Genomic DNA, 22,071 nt, shown 5'->3' with positions numbered 1-22,071 from the left:
TTAGAATCTTACTCCACTCCTTTCCTTCATTGACCTAAATTAAGAGGTCGTGTCTGAACATAGGATTGACATCCTTAACCGGGCCGGCACCACCGACAATTTCGCGGGCGCTTTCCTGGTGTCGGAATGGTACCGCCGCAACCTGTATATGTACTCCATCGTGCAGAAAACCATGACGCCCCAGGATAGCAAGGCCCTGGTATTGGTCGGCGCCAGCCACGCCGCCATGATGCAGGAGTTTATCGCCCTGGACCAGCAATTCCGGCTGAAAGAGCTGAAGGACGTGCTGAAGTAAACCGGCCGTAGCTTCTGGCGGAAGGGGCCTAGGCTTTTTGTGCTTTCGCCTGTTTTATCTTCTCAGGTAATTTACCCAGCCCTTCGCAACGCTTGGTTGAGGCGCCCTGTCGCTACTCGGAAATACGTTGCACACTTGAACGAGTCATTCCAATATGCGTAGCCCAATCGTAGCCTTTCTACTGTTTTTTTCCCTTGCCGGCAGTACTGCTTTCGGCCAAAGCCGCCCCCGCAAGGCCACACCGAGCAGTCGGCCGCCTTCCACACCGATTTTAGCCCCGCTGCCGACCGCCAAGGATGAGTTGTACCAGCAAGTGGCGAAACTCGACGCGGAAATGTTTGCCGCCTTCAATGCCCATGACGTGGATAAGCTCATGGCCTACTTCGCCCCGAACCTGGAGTTTTTCCACGACAAAGGCGGCTTGAGCGATTTCAGCCAGACCAAAGCGGGCTTCACGCGGCTGTTTGCCCAAAGCCCCGACATCAGCCGCACGCTGGTGCCGGGCAGCCTGGAAGTGTTTCCCGTCAAGGGCTACGGGGCCATGCACATCGCTACGCAGCGGTTTTGCCACGTCGAGAACGACCGCGAAGACTGCGGTAATTCCAAGTTCGTGATGGTCTGGCAGCAACAGGCCGACACCTGGAAAATCACCCGCGTCGTGAGCTACGACCACTGATTGGTGCCGAGCGGCAACGTATGCAGGAGTGCCAAACACCGAAGGGTTTGTGATGCGAAGGAAAGGTTTGTAGTTGGGACGAAAGGTTTGTACCTGTGAAGTGGTTGGTGGCACTTGCGAAACGATTGACGGGCGTTGCGAAGCAAGGTTTGTAGTTGCGAAACGATTGGCGGTGCTTGCGAAGCGATTGGCGAGTGTTGCGAAACGTTTGGCGGCACTTGCGAAACGGTTGGCGAGCCTTGCAAGACGATTGGCGGGCGTTGCGAAGCCTCTGGCGGTGCTTGGAAAGCAGTTAGCGAGGCTTGAGAGGCCAAGGTTTGTGCTTCGGAAGCGGTTGGTGGGCCTTCGGAAGCTACTTGCGGTGCTGGGGAAGCGGTGGGCGGCTGGGTGGCGGTGGTTAGCGAAGGTTCGGGAGAGATTGCGTGTGGCGGATTACTACTTGCGTGGTCATGATACTTTGCCGGTGCTGATATCAAGTAAAGTAGCCTCAACTCCAAGCACGCTGTCTAACGCTTAAGTTCAGGCAGACTAAGCACACAATATTTCTATTACCTTTAAGAATTGTATAATCTCTTTTAAGTTTTCCACTGAATGATAATAGCTATTCACCTTCGCCACTTCAAATGTTACAAAGGGATAAATTTTATTCCTCTATCCAACGGAGAGAATTTTGGTAGCCTTATTGGTGAAAATGGAACAGGAAAAAGCTCAATATTAGAGGCTCTTGACTTCATTTTCAACAAAAAGACTGTAAAGGACTGGCCAGTAAACAACGAAGCGAAGTCAGAGGGTAGTGTAACAGGAGATAATGCGCCATTTATTGTCGCAACATTTCTAATCAAAAAGTCAGATTTAAGAAAATCAAGGGCAGATGATTTAATTCAGTATAATAAGGCAGTTGAATTATCGAATTATCTATGGGAAACAAATTTAAAAACTAAAGCCAAGGGATTTGATGAATTTTACGAGCATCGCAAAAATCTAAAGGCAAAGTTTTCTAAAGAGGAAAGCCTTTTCTTAATGATTGGAAAGCGCCATGATGTGCAAGGAATTTTTTTCGGCTCTTTCCAAAACGATTTGGCCTTTATTCAGCAAACCGAAAAACACTTAAAATACGCGGATGCGGAGCTTGAAACTTATTTTGACGGTTTTTACGAGTACATATGCTCACATTACTCATACTTATACATCCCTGTAGAAACAGATGCTCATACTTACACAAAGCTTGAAACATCTGACATGCAGAAACTGATGGATAAAAACATCCATACTGAAATTTCAACCGCGATTTCTCCAAAAACTTTACGACAGATAAATAGCGAATTAGATAAATTCGTCAAGGATATTGAAAAAACATTAGGCGCTTATGAATACAAGGGCACAAGCAAAAATTCATTGACGATGCCCGATCTAATATCAAAAATCATTGAGGCCTATTTCTCTATAAAAGTCCTAAATAAGAAACATGCTAATTCTAAAAGTGTACCTGTGTACAATATGAGTTCTGGCGAAAAAAGGAAAGCACTAATTGATGTAGCTTACTCATTTTTAGTTAGAAACAAAGAAAGAGACCGGCAGATAATTCTCGCGGTTGACGAGCCAGATGCTTCTCTACATATGTCAGCATGTTACAGACAATTTTCAAGGCTATATGAACTTAGTGACCTTGGACACCAAATTTTAATTACAACGCATTGGTATGGCTTCCTACCGATTATATCAAAGGGTTCTGCTACTTCAATCAAAAAGGTGGAAGAGAATGAAGTGAAAACCGGTTTTTTTGACTTATACAATTACAGAGAACAGCTTTCGCAGGAGAAAAAGAGGACTAGAGGTCCATTGCCGTACGACATTAGCCTTAAAAGCTATAATGACTTAGTTCAATCAATTATATACTCCCTAATGGAAGAACCAATTCATAATTGGATTATTTGCGAAGGCCTGTCTGAAAAAATATATTTTGAACAAATGTTTAGAGACAATGTCACAAAAAATAATCTTAAGATACTTCCCGTTGGAGGTTTTAGGGAAGTGAAAAAGGTTTATGACAATTTGGCTTCACCTATGGGAGATTCTGACTACGATATCAAAGGAACAGTTTACTGCCTCATTGATACTGATGCAGAAATAATGAAGGCAGACCCAAAAATCGTAAAAGGCTTGATGTTCAAAAGGCTGTTAAATGATAAGTCTGAGACAATTTTAGTTGATATTAATAGTGCTAAGGCAACCCCTCCAACTGAAATTGAAGACTGCTTAAATCCTAAAATATTCTTTAAAACACTTGCATTTTTCAAGGACAGCGACAACGATATTAAGGAGTTACTTGACAACTATAAGTTTGTAGAAGATGCAAAAACATCCGCTGATGCACTCGACTTAAGGAAAAGTGACAGCATAAAACTCAAAGCTTTTTTTGATAAAAATCTTGGCAGCAATAAATTAAAGTTTGCAAACAAGTATGTAGAAATTTGCCAATATTCAGAATTTGCAAATGAAATAGAGTTAGGATGGGTCACTCAAATAAAAGCCGATATAATCAGCACCACAAGAAAGCAACACAAAGAAGACGTTAAAAAGCAAGTAAAAGCTGATTTAAAGGAAAATGCTTCGGCACTTCCCGCTGTTGATAATCAAGGAAAAGGTAAGGCAGTAATTAAAAAGCCTATTAAGCCTCAAACTGAATTAATAACAGGCAGAATTATCGAACTTCTGCCAATACAAAACGATGAAGATATTGATAGCGACGAGCAAATTGATGCAGATATTATTGCGAGCCTAGAGAGCCTCTCTACTAAAAATATATAAACCCGTTCCGGCAACTCCCAAGACATATAACGCAAAAGAGGCTGAAGCTCCCGTAGCTTCAGCCTCTTTTGCGTTTCTGCCGCAGAGCGGCTCCTTTTACATGTGAATGGCCCGGTTCTCCGTAGTCGCCAAGCAGGCTTCTTTCATGGCCTCGGCGTAGGTGGGGTGGGCGTGGCTCATGCGGGCCACGTCCTCGGCGGAGGCGCGGAACTCCATGGCGGTCACGGCTTCGGCGATGAGGTCGGCGATGCGCGGGCCAATCATGTGCACGCCCAGGATTTCGTCGGTCACCTTATCGGCCAGCACCTTCACGAAGCCGTCGGTGTCGCCGCTGGCGCGGGCCCGGCCGCTGGCCTTGAAGGGGAAGGAGCCCACTTTGTAGGCCTTGCCCTGCTCCTTGAGCTGCTCTTCGGTGTAGCCCACGCCGGCCACCTCGGGCCAGGTGTACACCACGCCGGGGATGAGCAGGTAGTTGATGTGGGGCTTCTGGCCCACGATGGTTTCGGCCACGAACATGCCTTCTTCCTCGGCCTTGTGGGCCAGCATAGCCCCGCGAATCACGTCGCCGATGGCGTAGATGCCGGGCACGTTGGTTTGCAGGTGCGCGTCGACCTTGATGCGGCCGCGCTCTTCCATCTCGATGCCGGCGGCTTCCAGGTTGAGGGCGGCGGTGTAGGGCGCGCGGCCCACGGCCACAAGGCAGTAATCGCCTTCAAAGGTCACCTCCTCGCCTTTCGGGTTGGTAGCCGTCACCGTTACCGAATCCCCTGCGCGGGTGGCACCGGTCACTTTGTGACTCATGAAAAACTCGATGCCAATTTTGCCCAGCACGCGCTTCAGCTCCTTGCCCAGGCCGCGGTCCATGGTCGGAATAAGGGAGTCCATGAACTCGACCACCGAGACTTTGGCGCCGAGGCGGGCGTAGATGGAGGCCATTTCCAGGCCAATCACGCCGCCGCCAATCACCACCATGTGCCGGGGCACTTCGCGAATATTCAGGGCCTCGGTGCTGGTGATGATGCGCTCCTTGTCCTGGGCGATGAACGGCAGCACCGTGGGCTTGGAGCCGGTGGCGATGATGACGTTTTTGGTTTCAATGGTTTGGGCCTCGCCGCCCTCGGTGGGCGCGATGCTGATGTGGGTTTTATCCACGAACGAGCCGACGCCGGTGAGCACGTCGATTTTGTTCTTCTTCATCAGGTAAGAAATGCCGTCCACGTTGGCCTTCACCACGCCGGCCTTGCGGTCAATCATGCGGTTCATGTCCACCGTCAGGTTGTCGAGGCCGATGCCGTGCTCGGCAAATACCGAATGAGCATTGTGGTAGTGCTCGGAGGAGTCGAGCAGGGCCTTACTGGGGATGCAGCCCACGTTGAGGCAGGTGCCGCCCAGGGTGGGATATTTTTCGATAAGGGCCGTTTTGAGGCCAAGCTGGGCACAACGGATGGCCGCTACATAGCCGCCCGGCCCGGAGCCGATGACGGTGACGTCGTATTGATTCATAAAGCCGGATTTTCGGTTATTATTCGCGCTGCAAAGGTACGGCACAGCCGATACGGGTGGGGTGGTTTTTATGAGGCGTACTGGTGGAATAGTAGCGTGGACTCTGCGAGTCCGCGTGTCGTTTGGTCAACGCGTGGACTCGCAGAGTCCACGCTACTACTCAACCAGTACGCCGATGTAGTAGTTAAACGTGTCCACTTCCAGGTTCTCCTTCGTCGCGCCGACCAGTTCCTTGATGGGCGCAAACTTGGTGGTTGGGCTTATAAACTGGTATTCGCCGCCCTTGAGGCGCACGCGCACCGGCATATCGAACTTATCAACATTAGCTATCCAGCGGGCCAGGGGTTTGCCGTCCTCGAAGCGGATTTCCAGAATGGGCAGGCTGCGGTGGCGCAGGTATTGGTCGAAGACTTTGGTGAAATCCCGGCCGCTCTCGCGGTTGAAATAGCCGATGACCTGCTGGCCGGTCACGGTTTGGTGGTAGAACGTGCTGGAGAGGCCCCGCAGGAGCTGCCGCCACTTCGCGTCGTCGTTGAGCACGGTGCGCAAGGTGTTCAGCAGGGCGCTGCCCTTGTCGTACATATCGCCGGAGCCTTCCTTGTTCACGCCGTAGGGGCCGATAATGGGCGAATCATTCTGAATGTTGCGGCGCTGACCGTGGAGGTATTCCTGCCCCGCCGGCTTGCCAAACTGGCTTTCCACAAACAGGGCTTCCGAGTACGTGGTGAAAGCCTCGTGCACCCACATATCGGCAATATCCTTAGTAGTGATGTTGTTGCCAAACCACTCGTGGCCGCTTTCGTGGATGATGATGAAGTCCCACTTCAGGCCCCAGCCGGTATTGCTACGGTCGCGGCCCAGGTAGCCGTTCTGGTACTGGTTGCCGTAGGCCACGGCGCTCTGGTGCTCCATGCCCAGGTGCGGGGCGTCTACCAGCTTGTAGCCGTCCTGGTAGAATGGATACGGACCAAACCAGTGCTCCATTGATTTAAGCATGGGCTTCACGTTGGCGGCAAACTGGGTTTTGGCCTTGGCCAGGTTCTCCGGCAGCACCCAATAGTCGAGCGTGAGGCGGCCTTTCTCGCCGGCGTAGCTATCGGCGAAGTGCTGGAAATTGCCCACGTTCAGGGCCACGTCGTAGTTGTTGATGGGGTTGGCCACGGCCCAGTCGAAACGAGTGTAGCCGCCCTTGAGCCTGGTGGTTTTGCGCAGGCGGCCGTTCGATATATCCTTCAGCCCAGTGGGCACACTCACGCTGATGAGCATGCTGTCCACTTCATCGGCCTGCTGGTCCTTATTGGGCCACCAAATGCTGGCGCCGGTGCCCTGGCAGGCGGTGGCCACCCACGGCTGGCCGGCAGCATCCTGGGTAAAGACCATGCCGCCATCCCAGGGTGCTTTTTTTGCCACGATGGGGTTGCCGGAATAATAGACGGTAAACTCATCGCGGCGGCCTTGCGCAATGACTTTCGGAAAGGTGACAAACACCGCGTTGGCCTCGCGGGCAAACGGCACGTCCTGGCCCTGATACTGCACCTTATCGACTTGCAGATTGGCGAATAGGTCGAATTGCAGCCGGTTGAAATCCCGCGTGGCGGTGAAGCGGAAGAGGTTCGAGCCGCTGATGAAGCGCCTGGCCGGGTCCAGCTTCACATCGAGGTGATAGTAGTTGAGGTCGTAGCAAGTGCGCAAAGCGGTCTGGCCACCGCGCAACGAATCGGCGCGGGTGAACCTCGCCGGGGGCGGCACGAGCAGCTGCGCAGCGGCCGAGCCCCAAGTCCCCAACACTAGCAGCAGCGCGAATAGAAATTCCTCTTTCTTCATTACGCAAAGCAACAACCGACAATTGCAATGAGCGCAGCACCAACATGACCAGCTGGTTGAGCCCGTTCAGGGCCAATTAATGACGCAGTTTTTGACGTATCGTCGCTGAACGACATTGTGTACTCACCACCCGCCCTGCGTTCAGGGCGTAGTTTTGCAGCGGTTATTATCAATTTGTATGTCTGATTCTGGTTCGGCTGCGCCTTCGCGGGCCGCGTTATTCACTGCTTTTGCGCTGGTTTATCTTATCTGGGGCTCTACCTACCTGGTCATGAAATTTGCCGTGGCGAGCATGCCCCCGCTGCTCATGGCCGGCACCCGCTACGCCCTGGCAGGCGGGCTGCTCTACGGATTCATGCGCCTGCGCGGCGAGCCCCGGCCCACACTCCGGGGCTGGGGTCACGCGGTCGTTATTGGCGTGTGCTTGCTGGGCTTCGGCAACGGCGGCACCACGTTTGGCGTGCTGTACTTACCCAGCGGCATCACGGCGCTGCTGGTGGCCACGGTACCCATGTTTCTGGCTGTGCTGGGGTGGCTGAGTGGCGTATCGCCCCGGCCCAATAAATGGGTGGCGCTGGGGCTGGGCGCGGGCATGGCGGGCATGTACCTGCTGGCCGCGCACCCCACGCCCACACCGGTGAAGGAGCCCGGCCACGCCGGCCTGGGCATGGCCATCGTGCTGATGGCCTCGCTGGTGTGGTCCATCGGCTCGCTCTACGCCAAGAAGCACCAGCCGGCCCCCTCCCCTTTCGCCTCGGGCGGCATGCAGATGCTGTGCGGCGGCTTGGCCATGCTCGTGCTGGGCCTGGTGCGCGGCGAAACCTCGGGCTTCGAGCTGGCGCAGGTCACCACCAAGTCCTGGATTGCTTACGTTTATCTGGTCACGTTCGGCTCCATTGTGGCCTTTTCGGCCTACATCTGGCTGTTGCGCGCGGTGGAGCCGGCACTAGCCGGCACGTATGCTTTCGTCAATCCCGTGGTGGCCGTGCTGCTCGGCTGGGCCTTCGCCGGCGAAAGCCTGAACCCGCAGATGCTCGGCGGTGCGGCCCTGATTGTGGTGGCCGTGGTGCTGGTGGTGCTGGGTGGGCGTGTCAAAAAGCCGCTCATTGCGGTGGAAGTGCGGAGTATTTCCGGGTAAATCACTAACCCAGTGGAGCCCCCAATCAGCGACCCGTCATTACATGGGCCGCCACTCGCCGTGCGCCGGCTGTAAGCCGCGCAGCAGCGCAGCTCCACCCGCTACTACCAACGCATCTTCGCCCACGCCCACCAGCGCGACGGGCGTTGCGGTCTGCTTGCTGATGCCGGTGCGCAGGGCGTAGCTCACGAACGTAGCAGCCACGGCGGCCAGTCCGCCCAACACGCCGCCACCCAGGGCGCTGCCGTGGCGCGATTTGTACCAAGCTGCCCCCACCAGTGCGCCGGACAGCAGCCGCCCCAGCAGCACGGGCGGGGCAATGCGGTCAGGAGTAGTGGGCAATTTATCGGCTACCATCTCGCCAGCCGCCATTACTTTCAGCGCCTTGGCTGTGAGGGGTTTTTGCATAAATCGCAGCATCGACCCATCGAGGCCGACGTGCGGCTGCCGCGAAAAATAATGACTCAGAAAAGCCGGGGCGCTCATGCTGCGCATGCCGGCCAGGGTGGCAAAACCCATTACGGGCCAGAACTTTGCGGGGCGGATTTTCTTCTTTGAATTTTTCATGGTGCGTTGGAAAGAACTGTCCTTAAACGCCAGTCAGAACTTTTGGGCTGACACAACCACAAAAAAAGGCGGCCGACAATAATGCCAGCCGCCTTCTCAACTATTCCACGGAGCTTATACGCCCAACAGCAAACGCGTGGGGTCTTCAAGCAGTTCTTTCACGCGCACCAGGAATGAAACCGACTCGCGACCATCGATGATGCGGTGGTCGTAGCTCAGGGCTAAGTACATCATGGGACGAATTACGACCTGGCCGTTCTCAGCGATGGGCCGCTGAATGATGTTATGCATGCCCAGAATGGCCGACTGCGGCGCGTTGATAATCGGAGTGCTGAGCATGGAGCCGAACACGCCACCATTGGTAATGGTGAACGTGCCGCCGGTCATCTGCTCGATGGTGAGCTTGTTGTCGCGGGCCAGCGTGGCCAGGCGCACCACTTCCTTCTCAATGCCGTCGAACGAAAGCTGCTCGGCGTTGCGAATCACGGGCACCACCAGTCCTTTCGGCGCCGATACGGCAATGCTAATGTCGCAGAAGCTGTTGAATACGATGTCCGTGCCGTCAATCTGCGCATTCACCGAAGGCCATTCCTGCAAGGCCACGCACACAGCCTTGGTGAAGAAGGACATGAAGCCCAGGTTCACCCCATTCTTCGCCTTGAACTGGTCCTTGAATTTAGTACGCATGTCCATGATGGGCTGCATATTCACCTCGTTGAAAGTGGTGAGCATAGCCGTCTCGTTCTTCACCGACACCAGGCGGCGGGCCACCGTCTTGCGCAGGTTGCTCATGCGCTCGCGGCGCACTTCGCGGCTGCCACCCGCAGCGGGCGCGCTGGTAGTGGCCGGGGCAGCAGCGGCGGGGGCGGCGACTGCGGGCGCAGCGGGCACGGCTTGGGCAGCCGGAGCAGCAGCCTTGGCCTGCGCGTTCTGCGCATCTTCTTTGGTGATGCGACCATCGCGGCCAGTACCGGCTACGTCGGTAGCGGCAATGCCTTTCTCCCCGAGAATCTTGCCAGCGGCCGGTGAGGGCACGCCCGTGGCGTAAGTGGCCGCGCCACTGCTGGCAGGAACGGTAGCCAAAGCCGCAACCGGAGCGGCCGAAGCAGCTGCCGGAGCCGGGGCCGCCGCCGGCACGCTGCCGCCGCCGCCTTCGATACGCGCAATCACGGCACCGATGCTGATGGTTTCGCCCTCTTTCACGGCGTGGCGCAGCGTGCCGGCCGCTTCAGCGGGCAGCTCAAACGTGGCCTTGTCCGATTCCAGCTCGGCAATTACTTCGTCGCGGCTCACTTGCGCGCCGTCCTCTTTCAGCCACTTGGCCACCGTCACTTCCGTGATGGATTCGCCCACGGCGGGAATTTTCATCTCGATGGAACCGCCCCCGCCAGCCGCGGGCGCGGCGGCTGGTGCAACCGCCGGAGCCGCGCCGCCAACAGGCGTACCGCCGTAGCCGGCCTGGGCGCTGGCCTCAGGGTTTTCCTCGCCTTTGGCGATGGGGTCGGCGGCCGGAGCGCTGGCTGGGGCCGGAACTGCCGGAGCTGCCGGGGCTGGCGCAGCACTGCCGCTGGCAGCGGCATCCAAATCAGCAATCACGGTACCGATACCGATGGTTTCGCCTTCGGCCACGCGGATTTTCAGGATGCCGTCGGCTTCGGCGGGCAGCTCAAAGGTGGCTTTGTCTGACTCCAGCTCGGCGATTACCTCGTCGCGCTTCACGGCCTCGCCGTCCTTTTTGAGCCACTTGGCAATGGTGACTTCGGTGATGGATTCGCCAACGGCGGGAATTTTGATTTCGAGGGGCATGGACGAAAAGGTTGAGGTCAATTAAGATTGAAAACGCTACACCAGCGTATTTTATATCACGCAAGAGCGGCGTGGATGAATGCCCGCAACCGGGCTTTAAAGTGCCGGGCAATCCGAACAGCTTCTTGCATTTCGGCAAGCGTGATGCGCGTATGCGGCGGGTAGCGGGTTTCAACCGCATAGTCAGCTAGCTTGTCGGCATCATCCAGCTCAACTGCTGAAAAGCTGAACAACGGCTTCAGTCGGTCCAACAACTCGGGCAAATCATGCACTCGAGGAAAACTGTTTCCCTGAGCCAATAATACGCCTTTACAATATTTTTCGACTGCCTGCTGGCACGCAAACGGCAGGTGATAGCCATACGCGGTGGGGTCATCGGCTAGCATCCGCTCGGCTGCGCGCAGGTCTAGGTCGGCCACTTCAAGCCACTCCTGCAAATACGCTTTTTCGGCTTGGCTAAGCGGCTGCATACAATATTCGGCCTTCGGTAACCGCCTGCGCTTCTATGGTGAAACGCACAGCAGCAGCAACAGCCAGCTCTGCCGGGGTACGCACTAGAATGTCCATCGGGGCACCGGCCCCACGCAGCAAGCGCCGCACGGCAACCGCACGTTCCGCTCGCTCGGGGCCAATCCCCGCTTTCACCACCAGCAAATCCAAATCAGAATCTTCCGTGGGCGTACCGTAGGCGTACGAGCCGAACAGAATGATTCTGTCCGGCGCGTAGCCTTCCACGATGCGCTGCACGATGGCTTGGATTTGGGCTTCGGTTATCATTTGTAGAACATGCTTTAGCTTGTTCGGCAGGGGTGGAAAAAGCGCAAGCTAACGCGTGCGCTACCGATTTAGTCCTGCTTCTTGGCTACTTCCACCGTGGCTATAATGTTGCCATCGGCCACGGCTTCCTTGGGCTTGTCGAAGGCGCGGGCCACCAGGTCCTTTTGCTCCTTGATGTGGATTTTGTTGTAACCCGTGGCCGGCGAAGCCGAGGGCTTGCGCGAAATCACGTCCTCCAGCTCGCGGCGCATGTAGCGGAGCATAAAGCTCCAGCAACCCATGTTTTCGGGCTCTTCCTGCACCCAGTACACCTTGGCTTTGGGGTACTTAGCCAGCTCCGCATCGAGCTGCTTCTTGGGGAATGGGTGCAGCTGCTCCATGCGCACAATGGCCACGTCTTTGCGGTTGGAAGCACGCTGCTCGTCCAACAGGTCGAAGTAGACTTTGCCCGAGCACAGCAGCACGCGCTTCACCTTTTTAGCGTCAACAAAATCATCACCAATCACCTCGCGGAAATGTCCGCTGGTAAAGTCCTCAATCGGCGACACGCACAGCGGGTGGCGCAACATCGACTTCGGCGACATCACTACCAGCGGCTTGCGGAAGCTCCAGGTGAGCTGTCGGCGCAGGGCGTGGAAGAAGTTGGCCGGCGCAGTCAGGTTGGCTACCACGATGTTGTTTTCGGCGGCAAGCTGCAGGAACCGCTCGGGGCGGGCGTTGGAATGCTCCGGGCCCTGGCCTTCGTAGCCGTGGGGCAGCAGCATCACCAGACCATTCATGCGCTGCCACTTGCTTTCGGAACTCACCAAAAACTGGTCAATCATGGTCTGGGCGCCGTTGGCGAAGTCGCCAAACTGCGCCTCCCACACCACCAGGGCCGTGGGGTTGGCCATGCCGTAGCCAAATTCAAAGCCCAGCACCGCGTACTCGCTCAGCAGCGAGTTGAAAATGCTCAGCTTCTCCTGGCCCTCGCCAATATTGTTAAGCGAGTTGTACGGGGCCGAGGTTTCGGCATCGTGCAATACGGCGTGGCGGTGCGAAAACGTGCCTCGCTGCACATCCTGCCCGCTCACGCGCACAATGTGTTTTTCGTCGAGCAGTGAGCCGTAGGCCAGCAATTCGCCCGCCGCCCAGTTCAGGACACGGGTTTCGAAGAACATCTTACGGCGCTCCCTCAGCAGGTTATCAATCTGCTTGATGGGCTTGAAGCCATCGGGAATCGTGGTCAGGGCCTTGGCCACTTTCTCCACGGTTTCGGCGGAAATACCGGTTTCGGGCGACTGCTCAAAGTCCTCGGGCGTGCTGCGGCGCAGGCTGCGCCACTCGTTTTCCAAAGCCTGGTACTTGTAAGGCAGCGGTTTCTGCTTCACCAAATCGAGGCGGGCCTGCAAGGTATCGCGAAACTCCTTGTCCATCTGGGCGGCCAGTTCGGCATCCACGTCGCCGCGCTGCACCAGCATGGCGTTGTACACCTCGCGCGGGTTCTGGTGCTTCGAGATGATGTTGTAGAGCGTGGGCTGGGTGAATTTGGGCTCATCCGACTCGTTGTGGCCGTGGCGGCGGTAGCACACCATATCAATGAAGATATCGGCGTGGAACTGCTGGCGGTATTCGGTGGCCAGCTGCACGGCAAACACCACGGCTTCGGGGTCGTCGCCGTTCACGTGCAGCACCGGCGCATCAATGATTTTGGCGAGGTCCGTCGAGTAAATCGACGAGCGGGCATCCTCAAAATCAGTCGTGAAACCAACCTGGTTATTAATCACGAAGTGCACCGTGCCGCCCGTCTTGTAGCCTTCCAGCAACGACATCTGGGTCAGCTCGTAGCCAATGCCCTGGCCCGCCAGCGCCGCGTCGCCGTGAATCAGGATGGGCAAAATCTGGTGGTAGTCGCCTTCGTACTGGTGCTCGATTTTGGCGCGCACGAAGCCCTGCACCACCGGGTTCACGGCTTCGAGGTGCGAGGGATTGGGGGCCAGCTTGAGGTTGACTTTCAGGCCGGTGCTGGTTTCCACTTCCGAGCTGTAGCCCATGTGGTATTTCACGTCGCCGTCGCCCATCGTGAGGTCGGGCACGGCGGTACCTTCAAACTCCGAGAAAATCTGCTCGTAGGTTTTGCCCATGATGTTGGCCAGCACGTTGAGACGGCCGCGGTGGGCCATGCCAATCATCACCTCTTTCACACCCAGCTCCGCACCTTTGCCAATGATGGCATCAAGCGCGGGAATGGTCGTTTCACCACCCTCAAGCGAAAACCGCTTCTGCCCCAGAAATTTGGTGTGCAGGAAGTTCTCGAAGACCACGGCCTCGTTCAGCTTCTTCAGAATGCGCTTTTTATACTCCACGCCGGGGTTGAACGCCAGCGAGTCGCGCTCCACTTTCTCACGAAACCAGTCCAGGACCTGTGGGTCGCGGATGTACATGTACTCGAAGCCGATGGGCCCGGTGTAGATTTTCTCCAGCGCCGCCACAATGTCGCGCAGCGTGGCCTGGGTGCCCAAGCCCAGCACCTCGCCGTTACGGAACGGCGTGTCGAGGTCGGCCTCGCTCAAACCGAAATCGGGCAAATCGAGACGGGGCTTGCGGTCCTTGCGCTCACGCACCGGGTTGGTTTTGGCGCGCAAATGGCCGCGGCTGCGGTAGGCGTGGATGAGGTTGCGCACGGCCGTTTCCTTATCGGCGGCCATTTCGCCGCTGGCCAGGCCGGGAGCGTTGTTGGTCGAGGCCGAGGTATTGAGCACGCCGTAAGTGTCGGGCTGGGGCACGGGGCCGGGGGCCGGTTCCGCCTTGGTGGCCCCGGCGGCGCTGCCATTAGCAGCGGGCGCGCCGTTGGTAGCCGCACTAGGCACTACCGGCGCACCGTCCGGAAACTGCTGGGAGAAGTCGAACCCTTCAAAAAACTTACGCCAGCCGAAATCAACTGATTCCGGGTTTTGCTGATAAGCCTGGTACAGGGTTTCGATGGCCGCCGCGTCGGCGTTGGCGATATACGAGTAAGAATCCATTGAGAATGCAGCTTAGGTAAGGCTGCGTAAAAGTAAGATGCTTATAAGACAGGCAAAAACCTGCATTCGGTTACACAAATTTACTTATGAACCAATTAAATAACTCAGCTAATTTCATCCGCTGTTATTACTTGAATGGTCAATTTATCATAAATTGGAAGGACACCCAGGTTTTCTCCTACGCAGGTTCAGCAATCACGGCGCGCTCGTTGAAGAAAGGTTGCCAGTTCAGATTTGGCATTGCTGGCTCATGCGGCAGAGAGTATTGATATAAAATTTTTTCTATGTTACAGCCTGACAGGCTGTGAAGGCCTATCCAAATTGGATATCTACTTTTCATTAAACTTATCTATGAATCACATCGTTAATGCTTTTCTGCCCGTTTCACAAGCCCGGGCAGGGCCTATACCGCCGGGCAATTTGGCGGGCGTACGAATACCGTTTTGATGAACAATGCCAATTTATTAGCCGACTTACTTGTAGCTGCCGCGGCCCTGACTACGCCGTTTTTTTATAGCATGCCCACCACTGAAGCCCGAGGGCTGACCAAGTTCTTAGCGCCGCACCGAGAGGTATTACGGCACACCAACACAGCATCCCGGCACGCCACCACAGCTAAGAAAACGGTGGCCCATGCGCTTACCTACACCGTGACGGCCACCGCCTACCAAGCCGTGCCGGGCCAAACGGACGATGAGCCGTTTATCACGGCCGACAATTCTCAAATCAAGCCGCACTACGGGAGCAAAAAGCGCTGGATGGCTCTGTCGCGCGACCTGCTAAAACCCTGGGGCGGCCCCTTCAAATTCGGTGATAAGGTGCGCGTACGAGGCCTTTCATCCAAACTCGACGGCGTGTACACCATACACGATACCATGAACCGTCGCCATCGGCACTGCATGGACATTCTGACCCACCCCACCGAGAAATACGATATTTTCCAGAAGGGCGTGAAGATTCAGCCACTTGCAGCGCTGTAGGAACAATTTATTCTATACTTAGGCAAAAAGCCGCGCCCTTGTCAGGCGCGGCTTTTTTGTATTTATGCCAGTACGACAAATACTATTTGGGCAGCGCCATTTTGAAAATGCGGAACGGCTGGCGCGGCTGGCCTACGCCCTTGTTCCAACTAGCCGTTTTGTGAATGGCCGAGTTGGCCACGTACAGGTTGCCATCGGCCGCGAAGCTGTACGTATCGGGCCATTGCAGGCGCGCATCCTTGGCCACGGTTTCGATTTTGCCGGCGGGGGTGCGGCGCAGCAGGGCGCTTTGCTCGAAGGAGGTGAGGTAGACGTTGTTGTTGGCGTCGATTTCCAGGCCGTCGGAGGCGGGGATTTCGCCCACGATTTCGACCTGCTGGCCCAGCTGCACCTCGGTGAGGGCGGCATCGCGCAGGGCGGCGGTTTTGATGCGGTAGAGCGTGTGCCCGGTGAGCGGGCAGTAGTAGAGGTAGGCATTGTCGGTGCTCAGGGCGATGCCGTCGGCGTTGAACTGTGCGGGCTTGCCTTTGGAGTCGAGCATGGGGTGGCCTTCGGCTTTTATGACCAGTCCTTTCTCGGCTTTGGTGGATGCGTGGCTGGCGAGCAAACGGCGTGATTTCAAGGTTTTCAAATCAACCACGACCAATGCTCCCATACCCGACTCGGTGAGGTAGGCATAGTTGTTCTGCAAGTCAATCCGCACGTCATTGAGGTAAGATTTGCGCGGGGCCACGTTTTCCGGAAACGGAATGGTGAGCAGCACCTGACCAGTCTTGGGGTCCGTCTTAACGAGTTTGGGGCCGCCGGGCACCGTGAATTTCAGGCCGGGCGAAGCGGGGTCAAGCACCCACACCATACCTGATTTGTCAGCAAACACCGACTGGGGACAAATCCAGTGCTTGAGGGGCTCGTTTTTCACGGAGTCGTTCCACAGGCACCAGCTGGCATTGGGATACGGCGTGAGAGTGCTGTTAGGGCCCACTTTGGCAATGGGAAATACCGGGTTGTAGTCCCAGCGCGGAAAGCAGGCGAATATCTCGCCACCGGGGGCCACGGCCACGGCCACCATCTGAGGGTCGGTGAATTCGGCTACTACTTGCAACGGAGAGCTACCTGCGGCCGCTGCGACTTCGGTAGCCGTGGAGTCGGTTGGAGTAGCAGCAGCAGTCGGGCTATCGGTTTTGGCAGTTGGCCCCGAGCAGCTGCTCAACACCAAGCCGGTAGCCGCGAGCGCGACTGACCGGCGGAACGAAAAAAGTTGTGAAAACGACATCGTAAAAGAAGACGAAAGGTAGAGTAGGTGAAAAAAGAAACCCCAACCGTAGCGGCTGGGGTTTAGCATACGGCAGTGGCCGGGGCATGTTGGGCACCAAAAGCATAAACCCGACGCGGGCAAACGGGTTCGGCTACTGCCCGGCTACGGAATCCGGCACGGCAGCGGGCGCGGGCGCTGCCAAGGACGCTAGCTCCGGCCCGGTGCCAAGCGGCTCGGCACGATGATACGCGGCAGGTCCGCCAGTTTTGTAGGGCACGGTAGCAGCAGGCCGTTCCTCCGGCATCACCGGGATTGACTCTGGGTAAATGACGTTACGCACCGACGTGCTGCCGCCTGGCCTCGAACTCGGCGGGCGTGAGCGCCCCGGCATCCAGCATTTTCTTCAGCTGGCATAGCGTACTGAGAGGAGAAGGAAGATTTTGCACGGAGCGGCATACGGCCCGGGACAGGGCTAGTTTTTGCGGTCAAGGGCCGAGAGCCGGTCGCGGCGGCGCTGCAGGCGCAGGCGGCTTTCGTCGAGCAGCCTGGTGTTTTTGATTTGAGAAGCTGAATCGGTACGCGACTGCATCCGGTTTTCGGCGTTCTTCTTCTTCAACTCCTCGATGCGGGCCAGGTTGGCTTCGGTGTTGGTGCGCAGGCTGGCCTGCTCCTTTTCGAGGCGGTCTTTTTCCTTTTCCGTGGCCTTAAGTTTTTTCTCGGCCTCGGCAATCATGTCGCGGTAGGCCTTGAGACGGGCAGCCCCGGCGAAGTTCTGGGCCATTGCGCGCAGGGCCTCGTACTCGGTTTTGGTGCCGCTGGGGTCAAAGAACGTATTGTCGTCAAAGCCGCCAAAAAAAGCGACTTCCACGGTCGAGTCCGTGGGCGCGATGACGGTGGAATAGAGGTCCACGAGCTTGCCGGAAATGGTGCTGGCAGGCGTTTGGCGGGCCACCAGCACGTCGCTTTTGCCAAATCCCAGCATGCCACCGGTCTTGAACTTGACGTTGTAGCTGCTCTTCATCCAATCCTGAAAATACTCGCGCACGTCGGTGGCCTTGCCATCAACCTGCACCTTGAGAGCGGCGCGGGGCTTCTTGTTGTAGTTCACCTCGCCGGGGCGCACGTCGTAGAGTTGGGCCGCGGCCGGGGCGGCCGTGAGCACGCTGGCAAGCAGCAGCAGGCAGTAGATTCTAATCATTGGATAAGACGGAATAATAGTTTTTACCGCAGCTCGTGGCGGTCGAAGGCGGCCTGCAAATCGGCGCGCATGGCTTGGAACCGGGCAATGGCGGCGGCCAGGAATTTCTCGTCCAGCAGCTCGCGCACTTCGGCATCAGTGCCGGTGAGCAAGTCCAGCTCGGCCACTTTGTAGGTCTGCTCCAGGTTGCCCTGCTCCAGCTTCAGCAGGAACTTGCCGTTCCAGGCCAGAAGCGTGATTTTGACGGCGGGGTGGGGAATATCGGCGACGTGGCGCATAACGGAATTTTGAATGGCCAGAACCAGGGCGAAGATAGTAAGCCCGGCCTAACTCCTCCCCTGCCAAAGCCGTAAAAATACGGTGGCCCGGCGCGGCGGGCTGTTTCTGTTCCACTTTTTTATACTCACCTACGGCCATGCCTCAAGGAGATAAATCGAAGTACACCGACAAGCAAAAGCGCCAGGCCGAGCACATCGAAGAGGGCTACGAGAAAAGCGGCGTTTCGAAGGAAGAAGCCGAGGCCCGCGCCTGGGCCACGGTAAATAAAAATGACGGCGGCGGGGAACTCCCCGGCGGCTCCGGCCGTAAGAAGTCGGGTAAGTAACTTTAGTAATTCTTGCGGCGCTTCGGGGCTGCAAGTGGCTGTCACCCACAAACAAGCAGCCTCTCCAACACTGTTGGGGAGGCTGCTTGTTTGTGGGTGGTTTTCGTTGGTGGCGATGCCGGTTCGCGGCTTCGGAATTGAGCCGTATTTTTCGGCCATGAACAAGCTCTTATCCGCGGCGCTGGCGCTATTGCCGCTGGCGGCCGCCGCCCAAACTCCCACCCAAGTCCTCACCCCCGAAAAACTCTGGAAGCTGGGCCGCCTGGGCGAAATGCAGGTCTCGCCCGACGCCAAAACGGTGGCCTACACCGTGACCAAATACAACCTGGCCGAAAACAAGGGCAATGCCGACATCTACACCGTGCCCGTGGCCGGCGGTGCGCCCAAGCGCCTGACCGACACGCCCGGTTCGGAAAACACCCTGAACTGGCGGCCCGACGGCAAGCTGACGTTTATCTCGGGCGAAAGCGGCACCGACCAGCTCTACGTGATGAATGCCGACGGCACCGGCAAAGCCAAGCTCAGCGACTTTCCCGACCAGGGCCTGAGCAACCTGAAATATGCGCCCAAGGCCAATTTTATCCTCTACACCCAGGATGTGAAATCGAGCCCGACCACGCTGGACCTGTTTCCGGACCTGCCCAAGGCCGACGCCAAAATCATCGACGACCTGAACTACCGCCACTGGAACGTGTGGGACGACCACCTGGCCAGCCACGTTTTCTTCCAGCCCATCGGGGCCGATGGCAAGCCCGAAGGCTACGGCAAGGACGTGATGGCCGGCGAGAAATTCGACTCGCCGCTAATGCCCGACGGTGGCTCAGAGCAGCTGGCTTTTTCGCCCGATGGCTACCACCTGGCTTACACCAGCCGCAAGCTCACGGGCAAGGCTGAGGCCGAAAGCACCAACTCGGACATCTACCTCTTCGACATTCACGACCAGAAAACGGTGAACCTGAGCGAAGGGCTGGGCGGCTACGACACCGAACCCGCCTTCGCGCCCAAAGGCGACCAGGTGGCCTGGCTGAGCATGGCCACGCCGGGCTTCGAATCGGACCGCAACGGCATTGTGGTGTATGATTTCGCCAGCAAAAAGCGGCAGGACATCACCAAAGGCTCGGAGCTGAGCGCGGCCAACGTGCGCTGGAGCACCGACGGCAAAACCATCTACTTCGTGGCCGTAGTGACGGGCACCGAGCAGCTGTATTCAGTGCCGAGCAAGGGCGGTAAAATCCGTCAGATTACCAACGGCGTGCAGAACTACAACGCCTTCGAGCTGGTGGGCAAGGACCAGGCCGTGGCCAACCGCACCACGCTGTCGGCCTTTGCCGATATCGTGCGCCTCGACCTGAAAACCGGCAAGGAAACGCCGCTCACCACCATCAACAAGGAAGAGTTGGCCGGCATCAGGCTGGGGAAAGTGGAGGACCGCCGCGTGACCACCACCGACAACAAGCAGATGCAGGTGTACGTCATCTACCCGCCCGATTTCGACCCGGCCAAGAAGTACCCCACCTTGCTCTACTGCCAGGGTGGCCCGCAGTCGCCCATCACCCAGAGCCAGAGCTACCGCTGGAATTTCCAACTGATGGCGGCCAACGGCTACATTGTGGTGGCCCCCAACCGGCGCGGCCTGCCCGGTTTCGGCCGCGAGTGGAACGACGCTATTTCGGGCGACTGGGGCGGCCAGCCGATTCGGGATTACTTCTCCGCCATTGATGCCCTGAGCAAGGAGCCGTTTGTGGACCAGGACCGGCGCGGCTGCGTGGGGGCCAGCTACGGCGGCTTCGCGGTGTACTACATGGCCGGCCACCACGCGGGCCGCTTCAAAACCTTCATCGCCCACGACGGCCTCTACAACCTCACCAGCTGGTACCCCAGCACCGAAGAAATGTTCTTCGCCAAGCACGACATGGGCGGCACGCCCTGGGACGCCACGCCCTCAAAATCCTATCAGGAATTCAACCCGCAGCTATTTGCCAAAAACTGGGACACGCCCATTCTCGTCATTCAGGGCGGCAAGGATTTCCGCGTGCCCGAAGGCCAGGCCATGGAGGCCTTTGGTACGGCGCAGCTGCGCGGCATTCCGAGCCGCTTTTTGTACCTGCCCAACGAGGGCCATTGGGTGCTGAAACCCCAGAACGCGGTGCTTTGGCAGCGGGTGTTTTTCGATTGGCTGGGCCGCACGCTCAAGCCTGACGGCACTGCTGCTAAGTAGCATCAGCAATGCTCGCAAGAAAGCCCATTTGATAGCCCGAATGGGCTTTCTTGCGTATGGAGCCTACCGGCAAACTGCGCATCTGCGTCCCGCGCACTTTGCTATATTCTTCCATCTGCATACCGATGGTTTTTCCGCCACCAAATCGCCGCCGCTTCTTCAACATTCGATTTTGCTGGTCGGAAAACCTGTACCTTAGGCGGTAGTCCGCTAGCTGAAAAATAATGCCTTGTAATTCAAGTTGTATCACCCTGTAGCCCACCCGGTTTTCTCAAGCGGTTCCGCCTTGTTTTCCTGACCAGCCAGCCCGCGCGGGCAACTATTATTAATAAATATAAAACTTGCCTTCAGGGCCAGCAGCACCACCTTTATGAAGGAAAGCGAAAAAAGATATCGGCGACTGATTGAAGCCAGCCAGGATTTATTGGTCACCGTTGACCTGCAGGGCAATATTACTGATACTAACGAGGCCGCGGTTAAGCTCACGGGCGTGGACCGCGAAACCTTGATGGGCTCCGATTTCTTCACCTATTTCACCGAGCCGGCCGTGCTCCGGGAAGCGCACCAGGAGGTAATGGCCCACGGGGCCGTCACCAACGTGCCCTGCACGCTGCTGCATACCAACGGCACGTGCACAGAGGTGCTGTTTGGGGGAACGGTGAACAAGGACGACCACGGCCAGGTGCTGGGCGCGGTGCTGGTGGCCCGCGAAGTGGCCGAAAAAAACTGGGCTACGGAACTGAGCATTGCCAACAAAGAACTCGCCTTCCAGCACAACGAGAAGGAAAAACGGGCCGACGAGCTGAGCATCGCCAACGAAGAGCTGGCGTTTCAGAACGACGAAAAGGAAAAACGCGCCCAGGAGTTGGGCATTGCCAACAAAGAGCTGGCCTTCCAAAACGACGAGAAGGAAAAACGGGCCGCCGAACTCGGTATTGCAAACGAGGAGTTAGCGTTTCAAAACAACGAAAAGGAAAAGCGCGCCCAGGAATTGAGCGTGGCGAACGAGGAGCTGGCCTACCAAAACGACGAAAAGGAGAAGCGCGCCGCCGAACTGAGCATCGCCAACGAGGAGTTGGCATTTCAGAACGACGAGAAGGAGAAGCGGGCGCAGGAGCTGGGTATTGCCAATACGGAGCTGGCCTTCCAGAACGACGAGAAAGAAAAACGCGCCGCCGAGCTCAGCATTGCCAATAAGGAGCTGGCGTTTCAGAATGACGAGAAAGAGAAACGCGCCCAGGAGCTGAGCATCGCCAACACCGAGCTGGCCTTCCAGAACGACGAGAAGGAGAAGCGGGCGCAGGAGCTGAGCGTGGCCAATACCGAGCTGGCGTTTCAGAATAACGAGAAAGAAAAACGCGCCCAGGAGTTGGGCATTGCCAACAAAGAGCTGGCCTTCCAAAACGACGAGAAGGAA

20 protein-coding genes are annotated in these 22,071 nt (G+C 56.9%); 8 read left to right on the top strand and 12 right to left on the bottom strand.

The features are described 5' to 3' along the window. Window positions 1–49 precede the first annotated feature (49 nt). From IEW17_RS19085 to IEW17_RS19075, 3 genes are all read left to right on the top strand, one after another. Window positions 50–295 carry a DUF5694 domain-containing protein gene (locus IEW17_RS19085; protein WP_188563660.1) on the top strand — a complete coding sequence of 82 codons (246 nt, stop codon included), beginning with the start codon at window positions 50–52 and terminating at the stop codon, window positions 293–295. A gap of 154 nt (window positions 296–449) precedes the next feature. Then, window positions 450–971: a nuclear transport factor 2 family protein gene (locus IEW17_RS19080; protein WP_188563659.1), complete on the top strand. Its 522-nt coding sequence runs from the start codon at window positions 450–452 to the stop codon at window positions 969–971. Between the two features lie 591 nt (window positions 972–1,562). After that, window positions 1,563–3,779 (top strand): AAA family ATPase, encoded by a 2,217-nt coding sequence (locus tag IEW17_RS19075; protein ID WP_188563658.1) that lies wholly within the window; start codon window positions 1,563–1,565, stop codon window positions 3,777–3,779. A 96-nt stretch (window positions 3,780–3,875) separates the two neighbouring features. Here IEW17_RS19075 and lpdA read toward each other — a convergent pair whose 3' ends face one another. Both lpdA and IEW17_RS19065 read right to left on the bottom strand, forming a co-directional pair. Continuing rightward, window positions 3,876–5,282, bottom strand: a complete 1,407-nt coding sequence (gene lpdA, locus IEW17_RS19070) for a dihydrolipoyl dehydrogenase (protein ID WP_188563657.1) — start codon at window positions 5,280–5,282, stop codon at window positions 3,876–3,878. Between the two features lie 156 nt (window positions 5,283–5,438). Further along, on the bottom strand, window positions 5,439–7,106 hold the full coding sequence (locus IEW17_RS19065; RefSeq protein ID WP_188563656.1) for a M1 family metallopeptidase: 1,668 nt from the start codon (window positions 7,104–7,106) through the stop codon (window positions 5,439–5,441). A gap of 178 nt (window positions 7,107–7,284) precedes the next feature. On the opposite strand from IEW17_RS19065, the gene IEW17_RS19060 reads away from it, so the two are divergent. Further along, window positions 7,285–8,244: an EamA family transporter gene (locus IEW17_RS19060; protein ID WP_188563655.1), complete on the top strand. Its 960-nt coding sequence runs from the start codon at window positions 7,285–7,287 to the stop codon at window positions 8,242–8,244. Between the two features lie 39 nt (window positions 8,245–8,283). Here the strand turns inward: IEW17_RS19060 and IEW17_RS19055 are convergent, their stop codons facing one another. The 5 genes from IEW17_RS19055 to IEW17_RS19035 form a co-directional block, all read right to left on the bottom strand. Further along, entirely contained in the window at window positions 8,284–8,811 is a 528-nt protein-coding gene (locus IEW17_RS19055; RefSeq protein ID WP_188563654.1) for a DUF4126 family protein, read from the bottom strand. Between the two features lie 114 nt (window positions 8,812–8,925). Further along, window positions 8,926–10,617: a 2-oxoglutarate dehydrogenase complex dihydrolipoyllysine-residue succinyltransferase gene (odhB, locus tag IEW17_RS19050; protein WP_188563653.1), complete on the bottom strand. Its 1,692-nt coding sequence runs from the start codon at window positions 10,615–10,617 to the stop codon at window positions 8,926–8,928. Between the two features lie 56 nt (window positions 10,618–10,673). After that, window positions 10,674–11,087, bottom strand: a complete 414-nt coding sequence (locus IEW17_RS19045) for a HEPN domain-containing protein (RefSeq protein ID WP_188563652.1) — start codon at window positions 11,085–11,087, stop codon at window positions 10,674–10,676. Next, entirely contained in the window at window positions 11,074–11,394 is a 321-nt protein-coding gene (locus IEW17_RS19040) for a nucleotidyltransferase domain-containing protein (protein WP_188563651.1), read from the bottom strand. Before IEW17_RS19040 ends, IEW17_RS19045 begins: the two co-directional genes overlap by 14 nt. A gap of 68 nt (window positions 11,395–11,462) precedes the next feature. After that, a complete protein-coding gene (locus tag IEW17_RS19035; protein WP_188563650.1) occupies window positions 11,463–14,399 on the bottom strand; it encodes a 2-oxoglutarate dehydrogenase E1 component in 2,937 nt (978 codons plus the stop codon). A gap of 518 nt (window positions 14,400–14,917) precedes the next feature. Here IEW17_RS19035 and IEW17_RS19030 point away from each other — a divergent pair. After that, window positions 14,918–15,379: an RlpA-like double-psi beta-barrel domain-containing protein gene (locus IEW17_RS19030; protein ID WP_188563649.1), complete on the top strand. Its 462-nt coding sequence runs from the start codon at window positions 14,918–14,920 to the stop codon at window positions 15,377–15,379. Window positions 15,380–15,461: 82 nt separating this feature from the next. On the opposite strand, the gene IEW17_RS19025 is transcribed toward IEW17_RS19030, so the two are convergent. The 4 genes from IEW17_RS19025 to IEW17_RS19010 form a co-directional block, all read right to left on the bottom strand. After that, window positions 15,462–16,652 carry an SMP-30/gluconolactonase/LRE family protein gene (locus tag IEW17_RS19025; protein WP_188563648.1) on the bottom strand — a complete coding sequence of 397 codons (1,191 nt, stop codon included), beginning with the start codon at window positions 16,650–16,652 and terminating at the stop codon, window positions 15,462–15,464. A 314-nt stretch (window positions 16,653–16,966) separates the two neighbouring features. Further along, window positions 16,967–17,080: an SHOCT domain-containing protein gene (locus IEW17_RS19020; protein ID WP_188563647.1), complete on the bottom strand. Its 114-nt coding sequence runs from the start codon at window positions 17,078–17,080 to the stop codon at window positions 16,967–16,969. Window positions 17,081–17,106: 26 nt separating this feature from the next. After that, the gene (locus tag IEW17_RS19015) at window positions 17,107–17,832 is read right to left on the bottom strand and encodes a hypothetical protein (RefSeq protein WP_188563646.1); all 726 of its coding nucleotides are present in this window, start codon (window positions 17,830–17,832) and stop codon (window positions 17,107–17,109) included. A 23-nt stretch (window positions 17,833–17,855) separates the two neighbouring features. Continuing rightward, entirely contained in the window at window positions 17,856–18,110 is a 255-nt protein-coding gene (locus tag IEW17_RS19010) for a hypothetical protein (RefSeq protein ID WP_188563645.1), read from the bottom strand. 137 nt (window positions 18,111–18,247) lie between these two features. Between IEW17_RS19010 and IEW17_RS19005 the strand changes: the two genes are divergently transcribed. Together IEW17_RS19005 and IEW17_RS19000 are read left to right on the top strand one after the other, a co-directional pair. Continuing rightward, window positions 18,248–18,436: a hypothetical protein gene (locus IEW17_RS19005; RefSeq protein ID WP_188563644.1), complete on the top strand. Its 189-nt coding sequence runs from the start codon at window positions 18,248–18,250 to the stop codon at window positions 18,434–18,436. A gap of 157 nt (window positions 18,437–18,593) precedes the next feature. Beyond that, window positions 18,594–20,654, top strand: coding sequence for a S9 family peptidase (locus IEW17_RS19000; RefSeq protein WP_188563643.1), 2,061 nt, complete (start codon window positions 18,594–18,596; stop codon window positions 20,652–20,654). Here IEW17_RS19000 and IEW17_RS18995 read toward each other — a convergent pair. Continuing rightward, window positions 20,647–20,904, bottom strand: a complete 258-nt coding sequence (locus IEW17_RS18995; RefSeq protein ID WP_188563642.1) for a hypothetical protein — start codon at window positions 20,902–20,904, stop codon at window positions 20,647–20,649. The genes IEW17_RS19000 and IEW17_RS18995 overlap by 8 nt on opposite strands. A 120-nt stretch (window positions 20,905–21,024) precedes the next feature. On the opposite strand from IEW17_RS18995, the gene IEW17_RS18990 reads away from it, so the two are divergent. Then, window positions 21,025–22,071, top strand: a 1,047-nt coding sequence (locus tag IEW17_RS18990) for a PAS domain-containing protein (protein ID WP_188563641.1), incomplete at its 3' end; no start/stop codon positions are given.

The organism is Hymenobacter frigidus, assembly GCF_014640435.1.
GTDB lineage: Bacteria > Bacteroidota > Bacteroidia > Cytophagales > Hymenobacteraceae > Hymenobacter > Hymenobacter frigidus.
This window is presented reverse-complemented; position numbering and strand designations above follow the sequence as displayed.

Excerpts from the sequence above, each read along its gene's own strand:
- IEW17_RS19025 (WP_188563648.1), bottom strand. The coding sequence starts at position 16,652 with ATGTCGTTTTCACAACTTTTTTCGTTCCGCCGGTCAGTCGCGCTCGCG.
- lpdA (WP_188563657.1), bottom strand. The coding sequence starts at position 5,282 with ATGAATCAATACGACGTCACCGTCATCGGCTCCGGGCCGGGCGGCTAT.
- IEW17_RS19000 (WP_188563643.1), top strand. The coding sequence starts at position 18,594 with ATGAACAAGCTCTTATCCGCGGCGCTGGCGCTATTGCCGCTGGCGGCC.
- IEW17_RS19055 (WP_188563654.1), bottom strand. The coding sequence starts at position 8,811 with ATGAAAAATTCAAAGAAGAAAATCCGCCCCGCAAAGTTCTGGCCCGTA.
- IEW17_RS19010 (WP_188563645.1), bottom strand. The coding sequence starts at position 18,110 with ATGCGCCACGTCGCCGATATTCCCCACCCCGCCGTCAAAATCACGCTT.
- IEW17_RS19065 (WP_188563656.1), bottom strand. The coding sequence starts at position 7,106 with ATGAAGAAAGAGGAATTTCTATTCGCGCTGCTGCTAGTGTTGGGGACT.
- IEW17_RS19080 (WP_188563659.1), top strand. The coding sequence starts at position 450 with ATGCGTAGCCCAATCGTAGCCTTTCTACTGTTTTTTTCCCTTGCCGGC.
- IEW17_RS19060 (WP_188563655.1), top strand. The coding sequence starts at position 7,285 with ATGTCTGATTCTGGTTCGGCTGCGCCTTCGCGGGCCGCGTTATTCACT.
- odhB (WP_188563653.1), bottom strand. The coding sequence starts at position 10,617 with ATGCCCCTCGAAATCAAAATTCCCGCCGTTGGCGAATCCATCACCGAA.
- IEW17_RS19030 (WP_188563649.1), top strand. The coding sequence starts at position 14,918 with ATGCCCACCACTGAAGCCCGAGGGCTGACCAAGTTCTTAGCGCCGCAC.
- IEW17_RS19040 (WP_188563651.1), bottom strand. The coding sequence starts at position 11,394 with ATGATAACCGAAGCCCAAATCCAAGCCATCGTGCAGCGCATCGTGGAA.
- IEW17_RS19035 (WP_188563650.1), bottom strand. The coding sequence starts at position 14,399 with ATGGATTCTTACTCGTATATCGCCAACGCCGACGCGGCGGCCATCGAA.
- IEW17_RS19045 (WP_188563652.1), bottom strand. The coding sequence starts at position 11,087 with ATGCAGCCGCTTAGCCAAGCCGAAAAAGCGTATTTGCAGGAGTGGCTT.
- IEW17_RS19005 (WP_188563644.1), top strand. The coding sequence starts at position 18,248 with ATGCCTCAAGGAGATAAATCGAAGTACACCGACAAGCAAAAGCGCCAG.
- IEW17_RS19075 (WP_188563658.1), top strand. The coding sequence starts at position 1,563 with ATGATAATAGCTATTCACCTTCGCCACTTCAAATGTTACAAAGGGATA.
- IEW17_RS19015 (WP_188563646.1), bottom strand. The coding sequence starts at position 17,832 with ATGATTAGAATCTACTGCCTGCTGCTGCTTGCCAGCGTGCTCACGGCC.